The 14,218-nt window shown below is 73.8% G+C and carries 11 protein-coding genes; 7 read left to right on the top strand and 4 right to left on the bottom strand.

Annotation, left to right across the window (positions count from 1 at the left end; genetic code table 11):
- Window positions 1–4: 4 nt before the first annotated feature.
- Window positions 5–2,161, bottom strand: coding sequence for a transglycosylase domain-containing protein (locus tag E7Z53_RS12210; RefSeq protein ID WP_176337860.1), 2,157 nt, complete (start codon window positions 2,159–2,161; stop codon window positions 5–7).
- 91 nt (window positions 2,162–2,252) lie between these two features.
- Here E7Z53_RS12210 and E7Z53_RS12205 point away from each other — a divergent pair, with 91 nt between their 5' ends.
- The 3 genes from E7Z53_RS12205 to E7Z53_RS12195 are packed head-to-tail and all read left to right on the top strand — an operon-like array spanning window position 2,253 to window position 3,876.
- Complete coding sequence (locus E7Z53_RS12205; RefSeq protein WP_109243635.1) at window positions 2,253–2,447, top strand: hypothetical protein; 195 nt, start codon at window positions 2,253–2,255, stop codon at window positions 2,445–2,447.
- Between the two features lie 39 nt (window positions 2,448–2,486).
- Window positions 2,487–2,972 (top strand): RidA family protein, encoded by a 486-nt coding sequence (locus tag E7Z53_RS12200; protein ID WP_109243634.1) that lies wholly within the window; start codon window positions 2,487–2,489, stop codon window positions 2,970–2,972.
- The gene (locus E7Z53_RS12195) at window positions 2,956–3,876 is read left to right on the top strand and encodes an NUDIX hydrolase (protein ID WP_217905704.1); all 921 of its coding nucleotides are present in this window, start codon (window positions 2,956–2,958) and stop codon (window positions 3,874–3,876) included. Before E7Z53_RS12200 ends, E7Z53_RS12195 begins: the two co-directional genes overlap by 17 nt.
- 77 nt (window positions 3,877–3,953) lie before the next feature.
- On the opposite strand, the gene E7Z53_RS12190 is transcribed toward E7Z53_RS12195, so the two are convergent.
- Complete coding sequence (locus E7Z53_RS12190; protein ID WP_017832519.1) at window positions 3,954–4,631, bottom strand: Crp/Fnr family transcriptional regulator; 678 nt, start codon at window positions 4,629–4,631, stop codon at window positions 3,954–3,956.
- A gap of 251 nt (window positions 4,632–4,882) precedes the next feature.
- Here E7Z53_RS12190 and E7Z53_RS12185 point away from each other — a divergent pair, with 251 nt between their 5' ends.
- Window positions 4,883–6,046 carry a MarP family serine protease gene (locus tag E7Z53_RS12185; protein ID WP_095651151.1) on the top strand — a complete coding sequence of 388 codons (1,164 nt, stop codon included), beginning with the start codon at window positions 4,883–4,885 and terminating at the stop codon, window positions 6,044–6,046.
- A gap of 4 nt (window positions 6,047–6,050) precedes the next feature.
- Here E7Z53_RS12185 and aroQ read toward each other — a convergent pair whose 3' ends face one another.
- The gene (gene aroQ / locus E7Z53_RS12180) at window positions 6,051–6,500 is read right to left on the bottom strand and encodes a type II 3-dehydroquinate dehydratase (protein WP_017832517.1); all 450 of its coding nucleotides are present in this window, start codon (window positions 6,498–6,500) and stop codon (window positions 6,051–6,053) included.
- A gap of 109 nt (window positions 6,501–6,609) precedes the next feature.
- Window positions 6,610–8,559: an acetate--CoA ligase gene (gene acs / locus E7Z53_RS12175; protein WP_017832516.1), complete on the bottom strand. Its 1,950-nt coding sequence runs from the start codon at window positions 8,557–8,559 to the stop codon at window positions 6,610–6,612.
- A 174-nt stretch (window positions 8,560–8,733) separates the two neighbouring features.
- Here acs and nth point away from each other — a divergent pair, with 174 nt between their 5' ends.
- From nth to E7Z53_RS20650, 3 genes are all read left to right on the top strand, one after another.
- Window positions 8,734–9,609 carry an endonuclease III gene (gene nth, locus E7Z53_RS12170; protein WP_176337859.1) on the top strand — a complete coding sequence of 292 codons (876 nt, stop codon included), beginning with the start codon at window positions 8,734–8,736 and terminating at the stop codon, window positions 9,607–9,609.
- Between the two features lie 44 nt (window positions 9,610–9,653).
- On the top strand, window positions 9,654–10,400 hold the full coding sequence (locus E7Z53_RS12165; RefSeq protein WP_176337858.1) for an NUDIX hydrolase: 747 nt from the start codon (window positions 9,654–9,656) through the stop codon (window positions 10,398–10,400).
- 109 nt (window positions 10,401–10,509) lie between these two features.
- Entirely contained in the window at window positions 10,510–14,217 is a 3,708-nt protein-coding gene (locus tag E7Z53_RS20650; protein WP_176337857.1) for an nSTAND1 domain-containing NTPase, read from the top strand.
- The last annotated feature ends 1 nt before the right edge of the window (window position 14,218 follow it).

Here is a 14,218-nt window from a genome sequence, read left to right as displayed (position 1 = left end):
GGCCTCAGCCGGGCTCCGAGGTGCCGTTGCGGCCCTCGAGCACGCGGTCGGAGGGCTCCTCGAACTCGTCCGTGTCGTAGTCCCGGGCCACCTCCTCCATGAACCGCTGCCACTGGCCGCCGGCGTAGGTGGAGCCGTCCACCCAGTCGTCGCCCTCGGTGCGCTCCCCGCCGATCGACAGCCCGTTCAGGGACCGGGAGCCGAACTCGTAGTTGCCGACCCAGGACGCGGTGGCCAGGCCGCGGGTGTAGCCGATCATCCACGTCTGGGTCGAGTTGTCGGTGGTGCCGGTCTTGGCGGCGGAGGCGCCCGGCAGGCCGATCTCCCGCTGCCAGCCGGAGCCGCGGATCAGGGTCTGGTTGAGCGCGAAGTTCACGCCGTCGGCCACGTCCTCGCTGATCACGCGCTCGCAGGACGTCTCGGGGATGTCGTACTCCTTGCCGGTGTAGTCCACGACCCGCTCGAGGGCGCGGGGCTCGCACATCTCGCCGCGGTTGGCGAACGCCGAGTACGCCCGGGCCATGGTCATGGGGGAGATGTCCACGGAGCCGCCCAGCAGGGACGCGAGGACCGTGGTGTCCACGGGCTCGCCGTTCTTGCCGTTGACGATGCCCAGGGACTCGGAGATCTCCCCGATGTCGCACAGGTCGAGGTCCTCGGCCATCGCGTAGATCGCGGTGTTGATCGAGTTGTACAGGCCGAAGTCGGCCTCCATCTCGCGGGTGTAGCCGGACTCGGCGTTCTGGATCTCGAAGCCCTCGCCGTTGTTGCCGGGCTCGATCTTGTACCCGCGCTCCAGGCACGAGGCCTTCCACCGGTGGTCTGCGGGCCACCGGGTGCGGGTCGCGTCGATCTCGTCCTCCGCGCCGTTGCCGGCGTCGATCCACGCGGCGTACGTCAGCGGCTTGTAGGTCGAGCCGACCTGGAAGCCGCCGGCCCCGCCCATCCACGAGTCCACGTTGAAGTTGTACGTGGTGTTGGAGGCGCCCTCGCCGGTGGAGTAGTAGGTGTTCTGCGCCATCGCCACGATGTCGCCGTTGGTCGGCTCGAGGGAGACGAGCGCGGTGGAGACGTTGTCCGGGTTGTCGTCCCGCGGCTGGGTCTCGTTGACCGACTCCTCGGCCACCCGCTGGGCCTCGACGTCGAGCGTGGTGGTGATGGTGAGCCCGCCGAGCTGCAGGGTCTTGAGCCGCTCCTCGGGGGTCTCGCCGAACGCCGAGTCCTGGAGGATGGAGTTCTCCACGTAGTCGCAGAAGTAGGGGGCGATCTCGGCGGCCGTGCACCCGGAGTTCGTGGGGTTGGGGTCCACCTCGATGGGCTCGGCGGCCGCGGCCGCGTGCTCCTCCTGGGTGATGGCCCCGGTGGTGAGCATCGTGTCCAGCACGATGTTGCGCCGCTCGGTGGCCGCCTCCGGGTTCGCGGCCGGGTCGTAGTAGTTGGGGGACTGCACCATCCCGGCCAGGACGGCGGACTGGGAGACGCTCAGGTCGGACGCCGGGATGCCCCAGTAGTACTGGGCCGCCGCCTCCACGCCGTAGTTCTGCCCGCCGAAGAGCACCATGTTGAGGTAGCCCTCGAGGATCTCGTCCTTGCTCAGCTCCTGCTCCATGGACAGGGCGAGCTTGATCTCCTTGATCTTGTCCGTGTAGCCCTTGTCGGCGCCGATGGTGGTGGCCTCCTCGCCGGCGCGGACCTGGGAGTCGATGAGCAGGTTGTTCACGTACTGCTGCGTGATGGTCGACGCGCCCTGGCGGGCGTCCGGGCGGATGATGTTGTTGCCCAGGGCGCGCAGGATGCCGCCGAGGTCCACGCCGCCGTGCTCGTAGAAGTCGCGGTCCTCGATCGCGAGGATCGCGGCACTCATGTGCGGGGACATCTCGTCCAGGGACACAGGGGTGCGGTTCTGCGCGTAGAACGTGGCGATCTCGGTCCCGTCCCGCGCCACCACGGTGGAGGCGCGCGACATCGGCCCCGCCTCCATCTGGGCCGGGAGGTCCTTGAACCACCCGATGGAGGCGTTGGCGGCGAGACCGGTGGCGGCTGCGGGGGGGACCAGGAGACCGGCGGCCACGATGCCGGCAACGACGCTCGTGGCGATGAACGCCACGACGTTGCCCAGGGCTGACGGTGCCTGCGTGGCAGGGTTCTTGCGGGAAGCCATTCGGACAGTCTACAAGCGCGAACCTGGCCGCAGCCGGTGTGCGGCCCGTCACGGCGGAGCGCGTCCCCGCGTTCGTGGCTACGCTGGGGCCATGACTACCTGGGAATACGCCACCGTGCCGCTCATGATCCACGCCACCAAGCAGATCCTCGACAACTGGGGCGACGACGGGTGGGAGCTCGTCACCGTGCTCCCCGGCAGCACCCCCGCCGACGTCCCGGCGGGCAACGTGAACGCCCCCGTCCAGACCAACCCCATCGCCTACTTCAAGCGCCCCAGGGGCTGACGCCCGGACACCGCAGCCCCACCACACCGGAGGACTTCCATGAGCAACGGCTCCGCCGTCGAATCCCGCATCGCCGAGCTCGGCCTCGAGCTCCCGGCCGTCGCGGCCCCCGTGGCCGCCTACGTGCCCGCCGTGGTCACCGGCTCGTGGGTGCACACCTCGGGCCAGCTGCCCTTCGTGGACGGGCAGCTGCCCGCCACCGGCAAGGTGTCCGCGTCCGGGGCGGCGGGCACCGTCTCCCCCGAGGACGCCCACGAGCTCGCGGCCCGCGCCGCCCTCAACGCCGTGGCCGCGGTCAAGGAGGCCGTCGGGGACCTGGACCGGGTGGTCCGGATCGTGAAGGTCGTCGGCTTCGTGGCCTCCGATCCCGGCTTCACCGGCCAGCCCGGCGTGATCAACGGCGCCTCCGAGCTGCTGGGCCGGATCTTCGGCGACGCCGGGGTGCACGCCCGCTCCGCGGTGGGCGTCGCGGTCCTGCCGCTCGACGCGCCGGTCGAGGTGGAGCTCGTTGCCGAGTTCCGCTGATTCGCAGCCCCCGCGGCAGGGCCGTCCGCCGGCCGTGCGCTGGTTCGAGATCCCGGAGGGCCAGCGCGGGGCCGCGCAGGCCTGGCTCGAGCGGGGTGCCGGCATCCCCGGCAGCGCGCCCTCACCGGCCGCCGCGGTGGTCTTCGTGCGGGACGGCGAGCACGGCGTGGAGACCTACCTCAAGTATCGCCCGGGCAACTCACCGCTCGGCACCGTCGGATTCCCCGGCGGGACCCTCGAGCCCCACGACGACGAGCCCCTCGACTGGGCCGGGCCCAGCCCCGCGGACTGGGCGCGCAGGCTCGGCGTCGAGGACGACCTCGGCCGGGCGCGGCGCACCGTGGTCGCCGCGGTCCGCAAGGCGTTCGAGGAGGCCGGCGTCCTGCTGGCCGGGTCGGACACGATGAGCACCATCGAGTCCGTGGAGGGCGCCGAGTGGATGCGCTCCCGGGAGGCGCTCGCCGTGGGGGACGTGTCCCTCGCCCAGGTCCTCGGCCGGCGCCGGCTCGTGCTGCGCTCCGACCTGCTCAAGCCCCTCGCGCACTGGATCACCTCCGACTTCGCCCACCGCCGGTACGACATCCACTACTTCACCGCGGTGGTCCCCGATGGGCAGGCCCCGTCCGTGCTCGAGTCGAAGGGCGTCTGGGGCCGCTGGGTGGACGCCGCGCAGGCCGTGGCCGACCCGGCGGGCAGCTGGCTCGGGGACCTCGTGGGGCAGGAGGACACCGTGGGCCGCACGATCGACGACCTCTCCTCGCCCGGCGTGCAGTGCGTGCTCGAGTCGGTCGCCGAGTGCACGTCGGCGATCGCGTTCCTGGCCAGGAAGCGGGCCGTGGTGGCCCGCAACCCGGTGCTCGAGGTGCACGACGGCCGGCCCGTGCTGCGCCTCGACCTGACCTGAGCCATTCTGCACCCGGACACGGGAACGGCCCGGTCACCCGCGAGGGTGACCGGGCCGTTCCCGTATCGGGGCGGGACTCAGCGGCTGCGCTGCTTGAGCCGCTGCAGGTCGAGGATCACCACGGCGCGCGCCTCGAGCCGGATCCAGCCGCGCTGGACGAACTCGGCCAGGGCCTTGTTCACGGTCTCGCGGGACGCGCCGACGAGCTGGGCCAGCTCCTCCTGGGTGAGCTCGTGCGCCACGAGGATGCCGTCGGTGGCGGGCCGGCCGAACCGGTCGGCCAGGTCCAGCAGCGCCTTCGCCACCCGGCCGGGCACGTCGGAGAAGACCAGGTCGGCGAGGCTCTCGTTGGTACGCCGCAGCCGGCGGGCCAGGGCCTGCAGCAGCTGCGCGGAGACGTCGGGGGAGCGCTCGATGACCTTCTTGAGGTTCTCGTGCTTGAGCCCGGCCAGGCGCGTCTCGGACACGGCGGTCGCGGACGTGGAGCGCGGGCTCGGGTCGAACAGCGCCATCTCGCCGAACAGCTCGCCCGGGCCCATGATCGCCACGAGGCTCTCGCGGCCGTCCGGGGCGGTGCGGCCGAGCTTGATCTTGCCCGAGATGATGAAGTACAACTGGTCGCCCGGATCGCCCTCGTGGAACAGCGTGGAGCCGCGCGAGAGGTCGACCTCGGTGAGCTCCTCGGTGAGGGCGGCGAAGGCCTGGTCGTCCAGGGACGCGAACAGGGGAGCGCGGCGGAGGACGTCGATATCCATGGTTCTCCTCAAGATGTGCCGCCGGGCCGTTGCCCGTGGCGGCCGATGTCAGCGGGAGTCGCCCGCACCGGTGTGTGAGCGACCTAACGTACCTGACGTTCACTGTAGTGTCTCCGGCCCGCGAATCCCAAGGACGGGCGCGGCGGCCCGGGCGGGACGGCAGGCCCGCTCCACGGATCTCCCAGCCACGCTCCCTATGCTGGTGGCTCGCTCCCCGGCCCCCGGCCCCGAAGAACCCGCAGAGGAACCCGATGTCTCCGTCCTTCAACCTGCTCGACGTCCTCCTGGCCGTCGTGCTCCTGGGCTACCTCTTCTACGGGTTCAGCCGCGGCTTCTTCAACTCCCTGTTCTCCCTGGCCGGGCTCGTGCTCGGCGGGGTGGCGGCGTTCTCGGCCGCCCCGTGGGTGAGTGCGCAGGTGGACCCGCAGTACCGCGTGGGCGCCGTGCTCGCCACGGTTCTGGTCCTGCTGGTGGCGGGGCAGATGCTGGGCGGGCTGCTGGGCCGCGCCCTGTCCGCCGTGACCGAGCGCATGCGCCTGGGCGCGCTCAACCGGATCGCCGGGGCGGCCCTCGACGTGGCCGTCGCCGCGCTCGTGCTCTCGCTGCTCGCCTCGCTCGTCGGCCAGCTGGGCATCCCGGCCGTGTCCCAGCAGGTGGCGTCCTCGACCGTGCTGCGCACGATCGACGAGCACACCCCGGGACCGGTGCGCGCCGCGGTGACCGAGGCCCGGGACGCCGTGGGCGGGGCCACCGGCATCCGTCAGCTCGACGAGCTGCTCTTCCCCGCCGAGGAGGCCCCCGACGAGAGCACGAGCACGCCCGCGCTGCAGGCGGCCGGGCAGTCCGTGGTGCAGGTCTACGGCATGGCGGTGGAGTGCCGCCAGAACCAGACCGGCTCGGGCTTCGTGACCGGCGCCGGGCAGGTGGTGACCAACGCGCACGTGGTGGCCGGGGTGGACGAGCCGGTGGTGCAGACCCGGGACGGGCAGGTGCACGCCGCCGCCGTCGTCCACTACGACCCGGGCTCCGACCTCGCCGTCCTCTCCGCGCCGTCCCTGCCGCTGGCCGCGCTGCCGCTCGGGGCGGACCCCGCGGCCGGGGACTCGGTCGCCTTCATGGGCTACCCCCTGGGCGGGCCGTTCGCCGCCGGGCCCGCCACCGTGCAGGGCACCGCGCTCGCGCCCGTGGAGGGGACCGGTGGGACGATGGAGATCATCCAGCTGGCCGGTCAGGTGCAGCAGGGCAACTCCGGCGGCCCGCTCGTGGCGCAGGACGGCTCCGTCGTCGGCGTCGTCTTCGCCAAGGCCCTCGAGGGGCAGGTCGGCTACGCCCTCACCCTGGACGAGCTGCGCGGGGCGCTGGGCGCCGCCGCGGGCGCCACCCAGGCCGTGGACTCCGGCTCCTGCGCCGCCTGAGCGGCTACCCCTCCAGGGTCCGCAGCAGGTGCTCGACCGCCATCTCGTAGCCGAAGGCCCCCGCCCCGGCGATCACCACGTCCGCCTGCAGGGACACGTAGGACGTGTGCCGGAACGCCTCGCGCCGGTGCACGTTGGACAGGTGCACCTCCACCACGGGCAGCTCCGCCGCCTCGAGCGCGTCGTGGATCGCGATCGAGTAGTGCGTGAAGGCCGCGGGGTTGATCACGATCGCCGCGCCCTCCGTGCGGGCCTCCTGGATCCGGTCCACCAGGACGCCCTCGTGGTTGGACTGGTGGAACTCGACGTCCCACCCGCCCGCGGCGGCCCGGGCGCGCACGGCCTCCTCGATGTCCGCGAGCGTCGTGGTGCCGTACACCTCCGGGCGCCGGACGCCGAGCAGGTTGAGGTTGGGGCCGTTGAGGACGTAGATCGGTCTGCGCGTGCTGGTCATGCCCGCATCCTCTCACTCCGGCGCCCGCCGGTCCGGGCGCGGCCCCCGGACGCCGCAGCGCCCCCTCGCACGGCAGGGGCGAGGGGGCGCTGCGGAGCTGGGGCGCGGACTACTTGGCGAGCGAGTCCACGATCTGCTGCATCACGGTCTGGTCCGCGAGGGTCGAGACGTCGCCGACCTCCCGGTCCTCCGCCACGTCCTTGAGCAGCCGGCGCATGATCTTCCCGGACCGGGTCTTGGGCAGCTCGGGGACGATGAGCACCTTCTTGGGCTTGGCGATCGGGGAGATCTCCTTGCCCACGTGGGCCCGCATCTCCTCGGCCAGCTCGGCCTTGTCCCGGCCCTCGGCGTCGGCCTGGTCGGAGAGGATGACGAACGCGATCACGGCCTGGCCGGTGGTCTCGTCCGTGGCGCCCACCACCGCGGCCTCGGCCACGGACGGGTGGGACACGAGCGCGGACTCGATCTCCGGGGTGGACAGGCGGTGGCCGGAGACGTTCATGACGTCGTCGACGCGGCCGAGGATCCACACGTCCCCGTCGGCGTCGCGCTTGGCGCCGTCGCCGGCGAAGTACATCTCGCCGAACCGGGACCAGTACGTGTCCACGTAGCGGTCGTCGTCGCCCCAGATGGTCCGCAGCATCGCGGGCCACGGCTCGCGCAGCACCAGGAAGCCCGAGGTCTCGTTGGGCACGGACTGCCCGGTGTCGTCCACGACGTCGACCTTGATGCCGGGGATCGGCACCTGCGCGGAGCCCGGCTTGGCGGTCGTCACGCCCGGCAGCTGGGAGATCATGATGGCGCCGGTCTCGGTCTGCCACCAGGTGTCGACGATCGGGCAGCGGCCGCCGCCGATGACCCGGTGGAACCAGGTCCACGCCTCGGGGTTGATGGCCTCGCCCACGGTGCCGAGCACCCGCAGGGACGAGAGGTCGTACTCCGCCGGGATCTCCTCGCCCCACTTCATCATGGTGCGGATCGCGGTGGGGGAGGTGTACATGATCGTCACACCGTACTTCTGCACGATCTCCCAGAACCGGCCGCGGTGCGGGGAGTCCGGGGTGCCCTCGTAGATCACCTGGGTGGAGCCGTTGACCAGGGGGGCGTAGGCGACGTAGGAGTGGCCGGTGACCCACCCGACGTCGGCGGTGCACCAGTAGACGTCCGTCTCCGGCTTGAGGTCGAAGACGTTCTTGTGGGTGAAGGCACCCTGGGTGAGGTAGCCGCCCGTGGTGTGCATGATGCCCTTGGGCTTGCCGGTGGTCCCGGAGGTGTAGAGGATGAACAGCGGGTCCTCGGCGCCCTGCTCGGACGGGGTGTGCTCCGGGGAGGCGGCCTCGACGGCGTCGTGCCACCACACGTCCCGGCCCTCGGTCATCTCGATGTCGGCCTCGTTGCGGCGGACCACGAGGACGTGCTCCACGGTGGCGCCGCCGCGGGAGAGGGCGTCGTCGACGGCCGGCTTGAGCATGGAGGGCTTGCCGCGGCGGAAGGTCCCGTCCGCGGTGACCACGAGCTTCGCCTCGCCGTCCTCGACGCGCGAGCGCAGCGCGTCGGCGGAGAACCCGCCGAAGACCACGGAGTGGATCGCGCCGATGCGGGCGCAGGCCAGCATCGCGATGACCGCCTCGGCGATCATCGGCAGGTAGAGGGCCACGCGGTCGCCCTTGGTCACGCCGAGGCTCTCCATGGCGTTGGCGGCCTTCGACACCTCGTCCTTGAGCTGGGCGTAGGTGTAGCTGCGGCTGTCGCCGGGCTCACCCTCGAAGTGGATGGCGACCCGGTCCCCGTTGCCGGCCTCCACGTGGCGGTCCACGGCGTTGTAGCACGCGTTGAGGGTGCCGTCCTGGAACCACTTGGCGAACGGGGGGTTCGACCAGTCGAGGACCTCGGTGAACTCCTTGTTCCAGGTCAGCAGCTCCCGTGCCTGGCGGCCCCAGAAGTCGACGCCCTCCTCCTCCGCCTGGCGGTAGAGCTCGGCGGTGGCATTGGCCTGGGCCGCGAACTCCGGGCTCGGGGCGAAGGTCCTGCCCTCGGCGGACGTGGTCTCTGAAGCCATGTGGTCTTCCCTTCTCGTCGCACACCGCGCACGGACCCCCGGCGGCACCGGACGTCCGTGTCACAGCTCACATAGTGTCGTTTTCACCCTAGACGATCGGTGCACCCGGTTCCACAGGGGCCACGCCGCACCGAGTCACGGAACCCCTCCGGGCGCGCCGCCTAGAATCGGGGCATGGTCCCGACTGCCGTGCCCCGCCCGCCCGCCCATCTGCGCGTCGTGGACCCCGCGAAGGCGCGCGCCGGCGCCGCACGGCGCCGCCGGACGGGCTCCCCCGAGTCCCCGCTGGCGCTCAAGCGGCGGGCCCGCCGGATCAACGCGGTGCTCGCGGAGGCCTACCCGTACGCGGTCGCCGAGCTGGACTTCCGCTCCCCGTACGAGCTGCTCGTGGCCACGGTGCTCTCCGCCCAGACCACTGACGTGCGCGTGAACGCGACCACGCCGCGGCTCTTCGCCGCCTGTCCCACGCCGCGGGCGCTCGCCGAGGCGGACGAGGCCGAGATCCAGGAGATCATCCGCCCGCTCGGCTTCTACCGGGCCAAGACCCGGGCCATCCGGACCCTGGCCCAGAAGATCGTGGACGACCACGACGGCGAGGTGCCCGGGCGGCTGGAGGACCTCGTCACCCTGCCCGGCGTGGGCCGCAAGACCGCCAACGTGGTGCTCGGCAACGCCTTCGGGATCCCCGGGATCACCGTGGACACCCACTTCGGCCGGCTCGCCCGCCGCTTCGGCTGGACCGCGGAGGAGGACCCGGTCAAGGTCGAGCGGGACGTCGGCGCCCTGTTCGAGCCCCGCGACTGGACCGACCTGTCCCAGCGGCTCGTCTACCACGGGCGGCGCATCTGCCACTCCCGGCGGCCCGCGTGCGGGGTGTGCCCCGTCGCGGACCTGTGCCCGTCCTACGGCGAGGGCCCCACGGACACCGTCCAGGCGGCGGCCCTGCTCAAGTACGAGTTCGCCCCGGGCCGCGAGGAGCTGCTGGAGCTGTTCCTCGCCGGGCGCAGCCGGGCCCAGCTGCAGGCCGACGGCTGGCCCCTGAGCTCGTGAGCGGCACCGACCACCGACGACGCGACCACCGAGGAGGACGGCCCGTGGGCGACGCCTACCAGGACCTGCTGCGCGTGGCCCGCAGCGGCCGGCAGCTGCAGATGGAGGACCGCGAGCCGTGGCGGATCGGGCAGATCGACGAGAACTACCGCCGCTCGGCCGTGCTCATCCTCTTCGGCGCGCTCGACGACCTGCCCTCGCGCGCCGCCGAGCACGCGGAGGGCGTGGGCCGGGACCTCGACGTCCTCCTGGTCCAGCGGGCCGCGACGCTGCGCTCCCACCCCGGCCAGGTCGCCTTCCCGGGCGGGCGCCTGGACCCCGAGGACGGGGACCTGCACGAGGTGCTGTCCGTGCCCGGCGGTGAGGTCAGCGCCGCCCACGTGCGCGCGGCCGTCCGCGAGGCCGAGGAGGAGACCGGGCTGGACCCGCACGGGGTGGAGGTGCTCGGCGCCCTGGCCCCGGTGCCCCTGCCGGTCTCCAACCACCTCGTCACCCCGGTGCTGGGCTGGTGGCGGGACGTCTCGCCGGTGGACGTCGTGGACCACGCCGAGTCCTCCCTCGTGTTCCGCGTCCCCGTGCTGGATCTCATCGACCCGGCCAACCGGCACTCCGCGACCGTCACGCGCGGCCGGCAGACCTACCGCTCGCCCGCCTTCACGGTCCCCGTGCCGGGCACCGCGTCCACCGTGACCGTCTGGGGGTTCACCGGAGTGCTCCTGGACCGGGTGCTCACGGCGCTGGGCTGGGCCGTGCCCTGGGACACCGGCCGGGACCTGCCCGCACCGCTGTAGCACGCCCGGGGGCATGACGCCGCCCCGGACGCAACATTGCCGGCGCCGCGGCAAGCGGACTTACCATTCCAGGGTCCCCCGTGCCCACGACCCCCCGAGGAGGCTCCCGGTGGCCTCGCCCCCGCCCGGCCCCGAGCGGCCCCGGCTCGCCGAGCAGCTCAGCGCCGCGCGCCGCCGCCGCGGCCTGTCGGTCCGGGCGCTCGCGGCCTCCTGCCGGCTGCCGGCCAGCACCATCCAGGGCTGGCTCAGCGGGGCGCACCTGCCCGGCCCGGCCCTGCGCGAGGAGTTCACGGCCCTGCTGGACGCCCTCGGGCTGACGGACGAGCGCCCCGCGGAGCTGTGGTGGGAGGACGTCAACCGTTCCCGCACCCCGGTCAGGCCGGACTCCACCCCGTACGTGGGCCTGCGCTCCTACCGCCCCGAGGACGAGACGCACTTCTTCGGCCGGACCGCCGAGGTCGCCGTGCTCGGCGAGCGGGTGGTGCGGCTGGCGGACGCCGGCGGACCCCGCATCCTGGCCGTGGTGGGAGCCTCCGGCGCGGGCAAGTCCTCGCTGCTGGGCGCCGGGCTCCTCGGCCGGCTGCGGGCCGAGGGCGGGCCCCTGCACGGGTGGAGCGCCGTGGCCACGACCCCGGGCCTCGACCCGGTGCGTCGGCTCGAGGACGCCGTCGCGGCGGCTCCGGACCTGCTCGTCGTCGACCAGCTGGAGGAGCTCTGGACGGGCGCCCGGGAGGCCGAGGAGCCCGGGCGGTTCCTGGACCGGCTCGCCGCGGCGAGCCGGGACCGGGTGGTCGTCGTCGGCCTCCGGGCGGACTTCTTCGGCACCGCGAGTCGGCACGCCGAGCTGCGCACCGCCCTGGAGCGCCCGGTGCTGCTGGGCGCGCTGACCCGCGAGCAGCTGGAACGGATCGTGGTGGGCCCCGCCGAGGCCGTCGGCGCCCGCGTCTCCCCGGACCTGGTCGGGGTGATCCTGCGGGACGTCGCCCCCCGGGGCACGGAGGCCGGCGTGGGCCTGCTGCCGATGCTCTCCCAGGCGATGCTCGGCACCTGGGAGCACGCCCGCACCCGCGAGCTGACGGTGGCCGACTACCACGCGGCGGGCGGCATCACGGAGGCCGTGGAGCGGCGGGCCGAGGAGGTGCACGCCCGGCTGGGCCCGCGCGAGCGGGAGGTGGCCCGCGCGGTGTTCCTGCGGCTCGTGCGCGTGGTCGGCACCGGGACCTCCGCCACGGTCGTGCGCACCCCGGTGCTCCGGGAGGAGCTGCCGGAGGGCGGGGCGGCCGTGGTCGAGGAGTTCGCCCGCGCCCGGCTGCTGACCATCGACCGGGACGAGATCCAGCTCAGCCACGAGGCCCTGCTGGACCACTGGTCCCGGCTCAGCCGCTGGATCGAGGACAGCCGCCGCGACCTCTACGTCCGCCAGCAGCTGCAGCGGGCCACCCAGATGTGGCTCGCCAACGACCGCGACCCCCTCGCCCTGATCCCGCTGGGCCAGCTCGCCTCCTTCCGGGACTGGACCGGGGACCCGCGCCAGCAGGCGCTCCTGAGCCCGGCCGAGCGCGAGTACCTGGCGGAGAGCGAGCGCCACTACGAGGACGCGCTGGAGCGGCAGAAGCGCAGTGCCCGGGAGATCGAGCGGCGCGGCCACGTGGCCCTCGTCCTGCTCGCCCTGGCCGTCTGCGCGGCCGTGGTGGCCGGGGCGCTGGGCGTCCGTGCGGAGCGCTTCCAGACCGTCGCGGAGACCGCCCGCGACGAGGCGCTCTCCCGCCAGACCGCGCTGGAGGCCTCCCGGATCCGGGGCGAGTCGCCCAACCTCGCCTCGCAGCTGAGCCTCGCGGCCTACCGGATGGCCCCCACCCGGGAGGGCACCTCGGCCCTGATCGACGCCACCGCGGTGAACGCCCCGGAGCGGTGGCTCGGCCCGGACGGCGCGTCCCGGCTCGCGGCGTTGGACGACGGCTCCGTCGTCGCGCGCGCCGCCGGGGACGGCCTGCTGTCCGTGTGGCGGGACAGCGACCGGCTCGCCGAGAACCGGGAGGACCTCGCCGTGGTCGACGGCGCCCCCGGACTGAGCGACGTGGACCTCCTGGCGGTGGACGGGCGGGTGCTCGCGGCGGTGGGCGGGCTCGGGCACGTGAGCCTGTGGGACGTCACCGGGGCGCCGGCCCGGCGGCTGGCCGGGCTCGACGTGGGGGCGGGGACCCCGGTCAACGCGGTCGTCCTCTCGCCCGACGGCCGGCAGCTGCTGGCCGGGGGGCGGGGCGAGGTGCTGCGCTGGTCGATCGAGGACCCCGGCGCCCCGGCGCAGCTGCCGGCCCTGGCGCTGGGGGAGGACGCAGACGTCCTGGCCCTGGCGGCCGCCCCCGACGGAACGGTCTACGCGGGCGGGACGTCCGGGGAGATCACCCGGTACGCCACCGACGGCGCCCGCGCGCAGCGCCTCGACCCGGTGCCGACCGGGCGGGTCGTCCGGGCCCTGGACCTCGCCGACGACGGCGCGCGCCTCGCCGCCGGGCTGAGCGCCCGCGAGCTGCGCCTCTACGACGTCGAGGGGGAGCGGGTCTCCCGCTCCGGGACGCTCACGGACTTCGGCAGCTGGATCAGCGACGTCTCCTTCACCCCGGACGGCGAGGCCGTCGTGGTCGCCAGCTTCGACCAGAACGCCTACGTGCACCGGCTCTCCGACCTCGCCCGCACCGACTCCTTCCCGACCGCCGCCCGGGTCACCAGCGCGCTGCGCGTGGGCGAGCGGGTGCTCACCACCTCCCAGGACGGCACCACCCGCTCGTGGGACCGGCGCGGGCCCGTCATCCACCGGCAGGGCGGGCCCGTGTACCAGCTCTCGGTGGACCGGCAGCACACCGTGCTGAGCGCCGTCGGCGTCGGCCCCGACGTCGTGTCCCTCTTCGACCTCTCGGGCGAGGACCCCCGGCCGCTGCCGTCCCCGGAGGCCCCGCCCGGGGAGACCCTCTGGTACGCGGGGGCCGTGGCCCCCGACGCGTCGCTCGTCGCGGGGGGCACCGAGGACGGGGACGTCCTCGTGTGGCCCCTGGACGGGGGCCGCCCGGAGGAGCCGGAGCGCGCCGCGGCCATCGAGGCGGGCATCACGGGCGCGGACGTCACGACGGACGCCGGCACGATCGCGGCGTGGTCCGAGGTGGGCTCCGAGATCGCCCTCCTGCGCCGCGGCCCCGATGCGCCGCTCCGGCGGGTGGCCACGATCCCCGTCCCCGGCACGGAGGCGGCCCGGTTCGACGCGGACGGCACCCTGTTCGCCGCCGCGGACGACACCAACGGCGTGGAGCTGTGGGACGTGTCCGACCCCGCCGCCCCGCGGCGGGCCGCGGGGCTGGCCCTCGACTCCGTGGCCACCTCGATCGCGTTCTCCCCGGTGGCCGACCTCCTGGCCGTGGGCACGGAGGCGGGCCGGGTGCGGCTCTGGGACGTCGCGGACCCGTCCGACCCCCACCCCGTGGGCGAGACCTCGGACGCCCTGTCCTCCGTCAAGGGCCTGCAGTTCTCCGCGGACGGCACCCTGCTGGCCGGGGCCTCCGGCGACAAGTTCGTGTGGATGTGGACCGTGGGCGCCGCGGACCTCGACGTCTACGCGGCCCTGTCCGCCTCCGGCGACCGGATGAACGACGTGCGGTTCGTGGGGGACCGGCTGGTCGCCACCGGCGACGACGGCGTGGTGCGCAGCTGGCTGGTCCGGGCCGAGGACGCGGTCGAGGCGGTCTGCGCCAACCGGGGCGACCCGATCACGGAGGACGAGTGGCGCCGGCACGTGACGGGCGCCCCCTACCGGGACCTGTGCTGAG

Source organism: Kocuria salina (assembly GCF_013368965.1).
Lineage (GTDB): Bacteria > Actinomycetota > Actinomycetes > Actinomycetales > Micrococcaceae > Kocuria > Kocuria rosea.
This window is presented reverse-complemented; position numbering and strand designations above follow the sequence as displayed.

Coding starts and splice junctions, on each gene's coding strand:
- E7Z53_RS12210 (WP_176337860.1), bottom strand. CDS start 2,161: ATGGCTTCCCGCAAGAACCCTGCCACGCAGGCACCGTCAGCCCTGGGC.
- E7Z53_RS12205 (WP_109243635.1), top strand. CDS start 2,253: ATGACTACCTGGGAATACGCCACCGTGCCGCTCATGATCCACGCCACC.
- E7Z53_RS12200 (WP_109243634.1), top strand. CDS start 2,487: ATGAGCAACGGCTCCGCCGTCGAATCCCGCATCGCCGAGCTCGGCCTC.
- E7Z53_RS12190 (WP_017832519.1), bottom strand. CDS start 4,631: ATGGATATCGACGTCCTCCGCCGCGCTCCCCTGTTCGCGTCCCTGGAC.
- E7Z53_RS12185 (WP_095651151.1), top strand. CDS start 4,883: ATGTCTCCGTCCTTCAACCTGCTCGACGTCCTCCTGGCCGTCGTGCTC.
- aroQ (WP_017832517.1), bottom strand. CDS start 6,500: ATGACCAGCACGCGCAGACCGATCTACGTCCTCAACGGCCCCAACCTC.
- acs (WP_017832516.1), bottom strand. CDS start 8,559: ATGGCTTCAGAGACCACGTCCGCCGAGGGCAGGACCTTCGCCCCGAGC.
- nth (WP_176337859.1), top strand. CDS start 8,734: ATGGTCCCGACTGCCGTGCCCCGCCCGCCCGCCCATCTGCGCGTCGTG.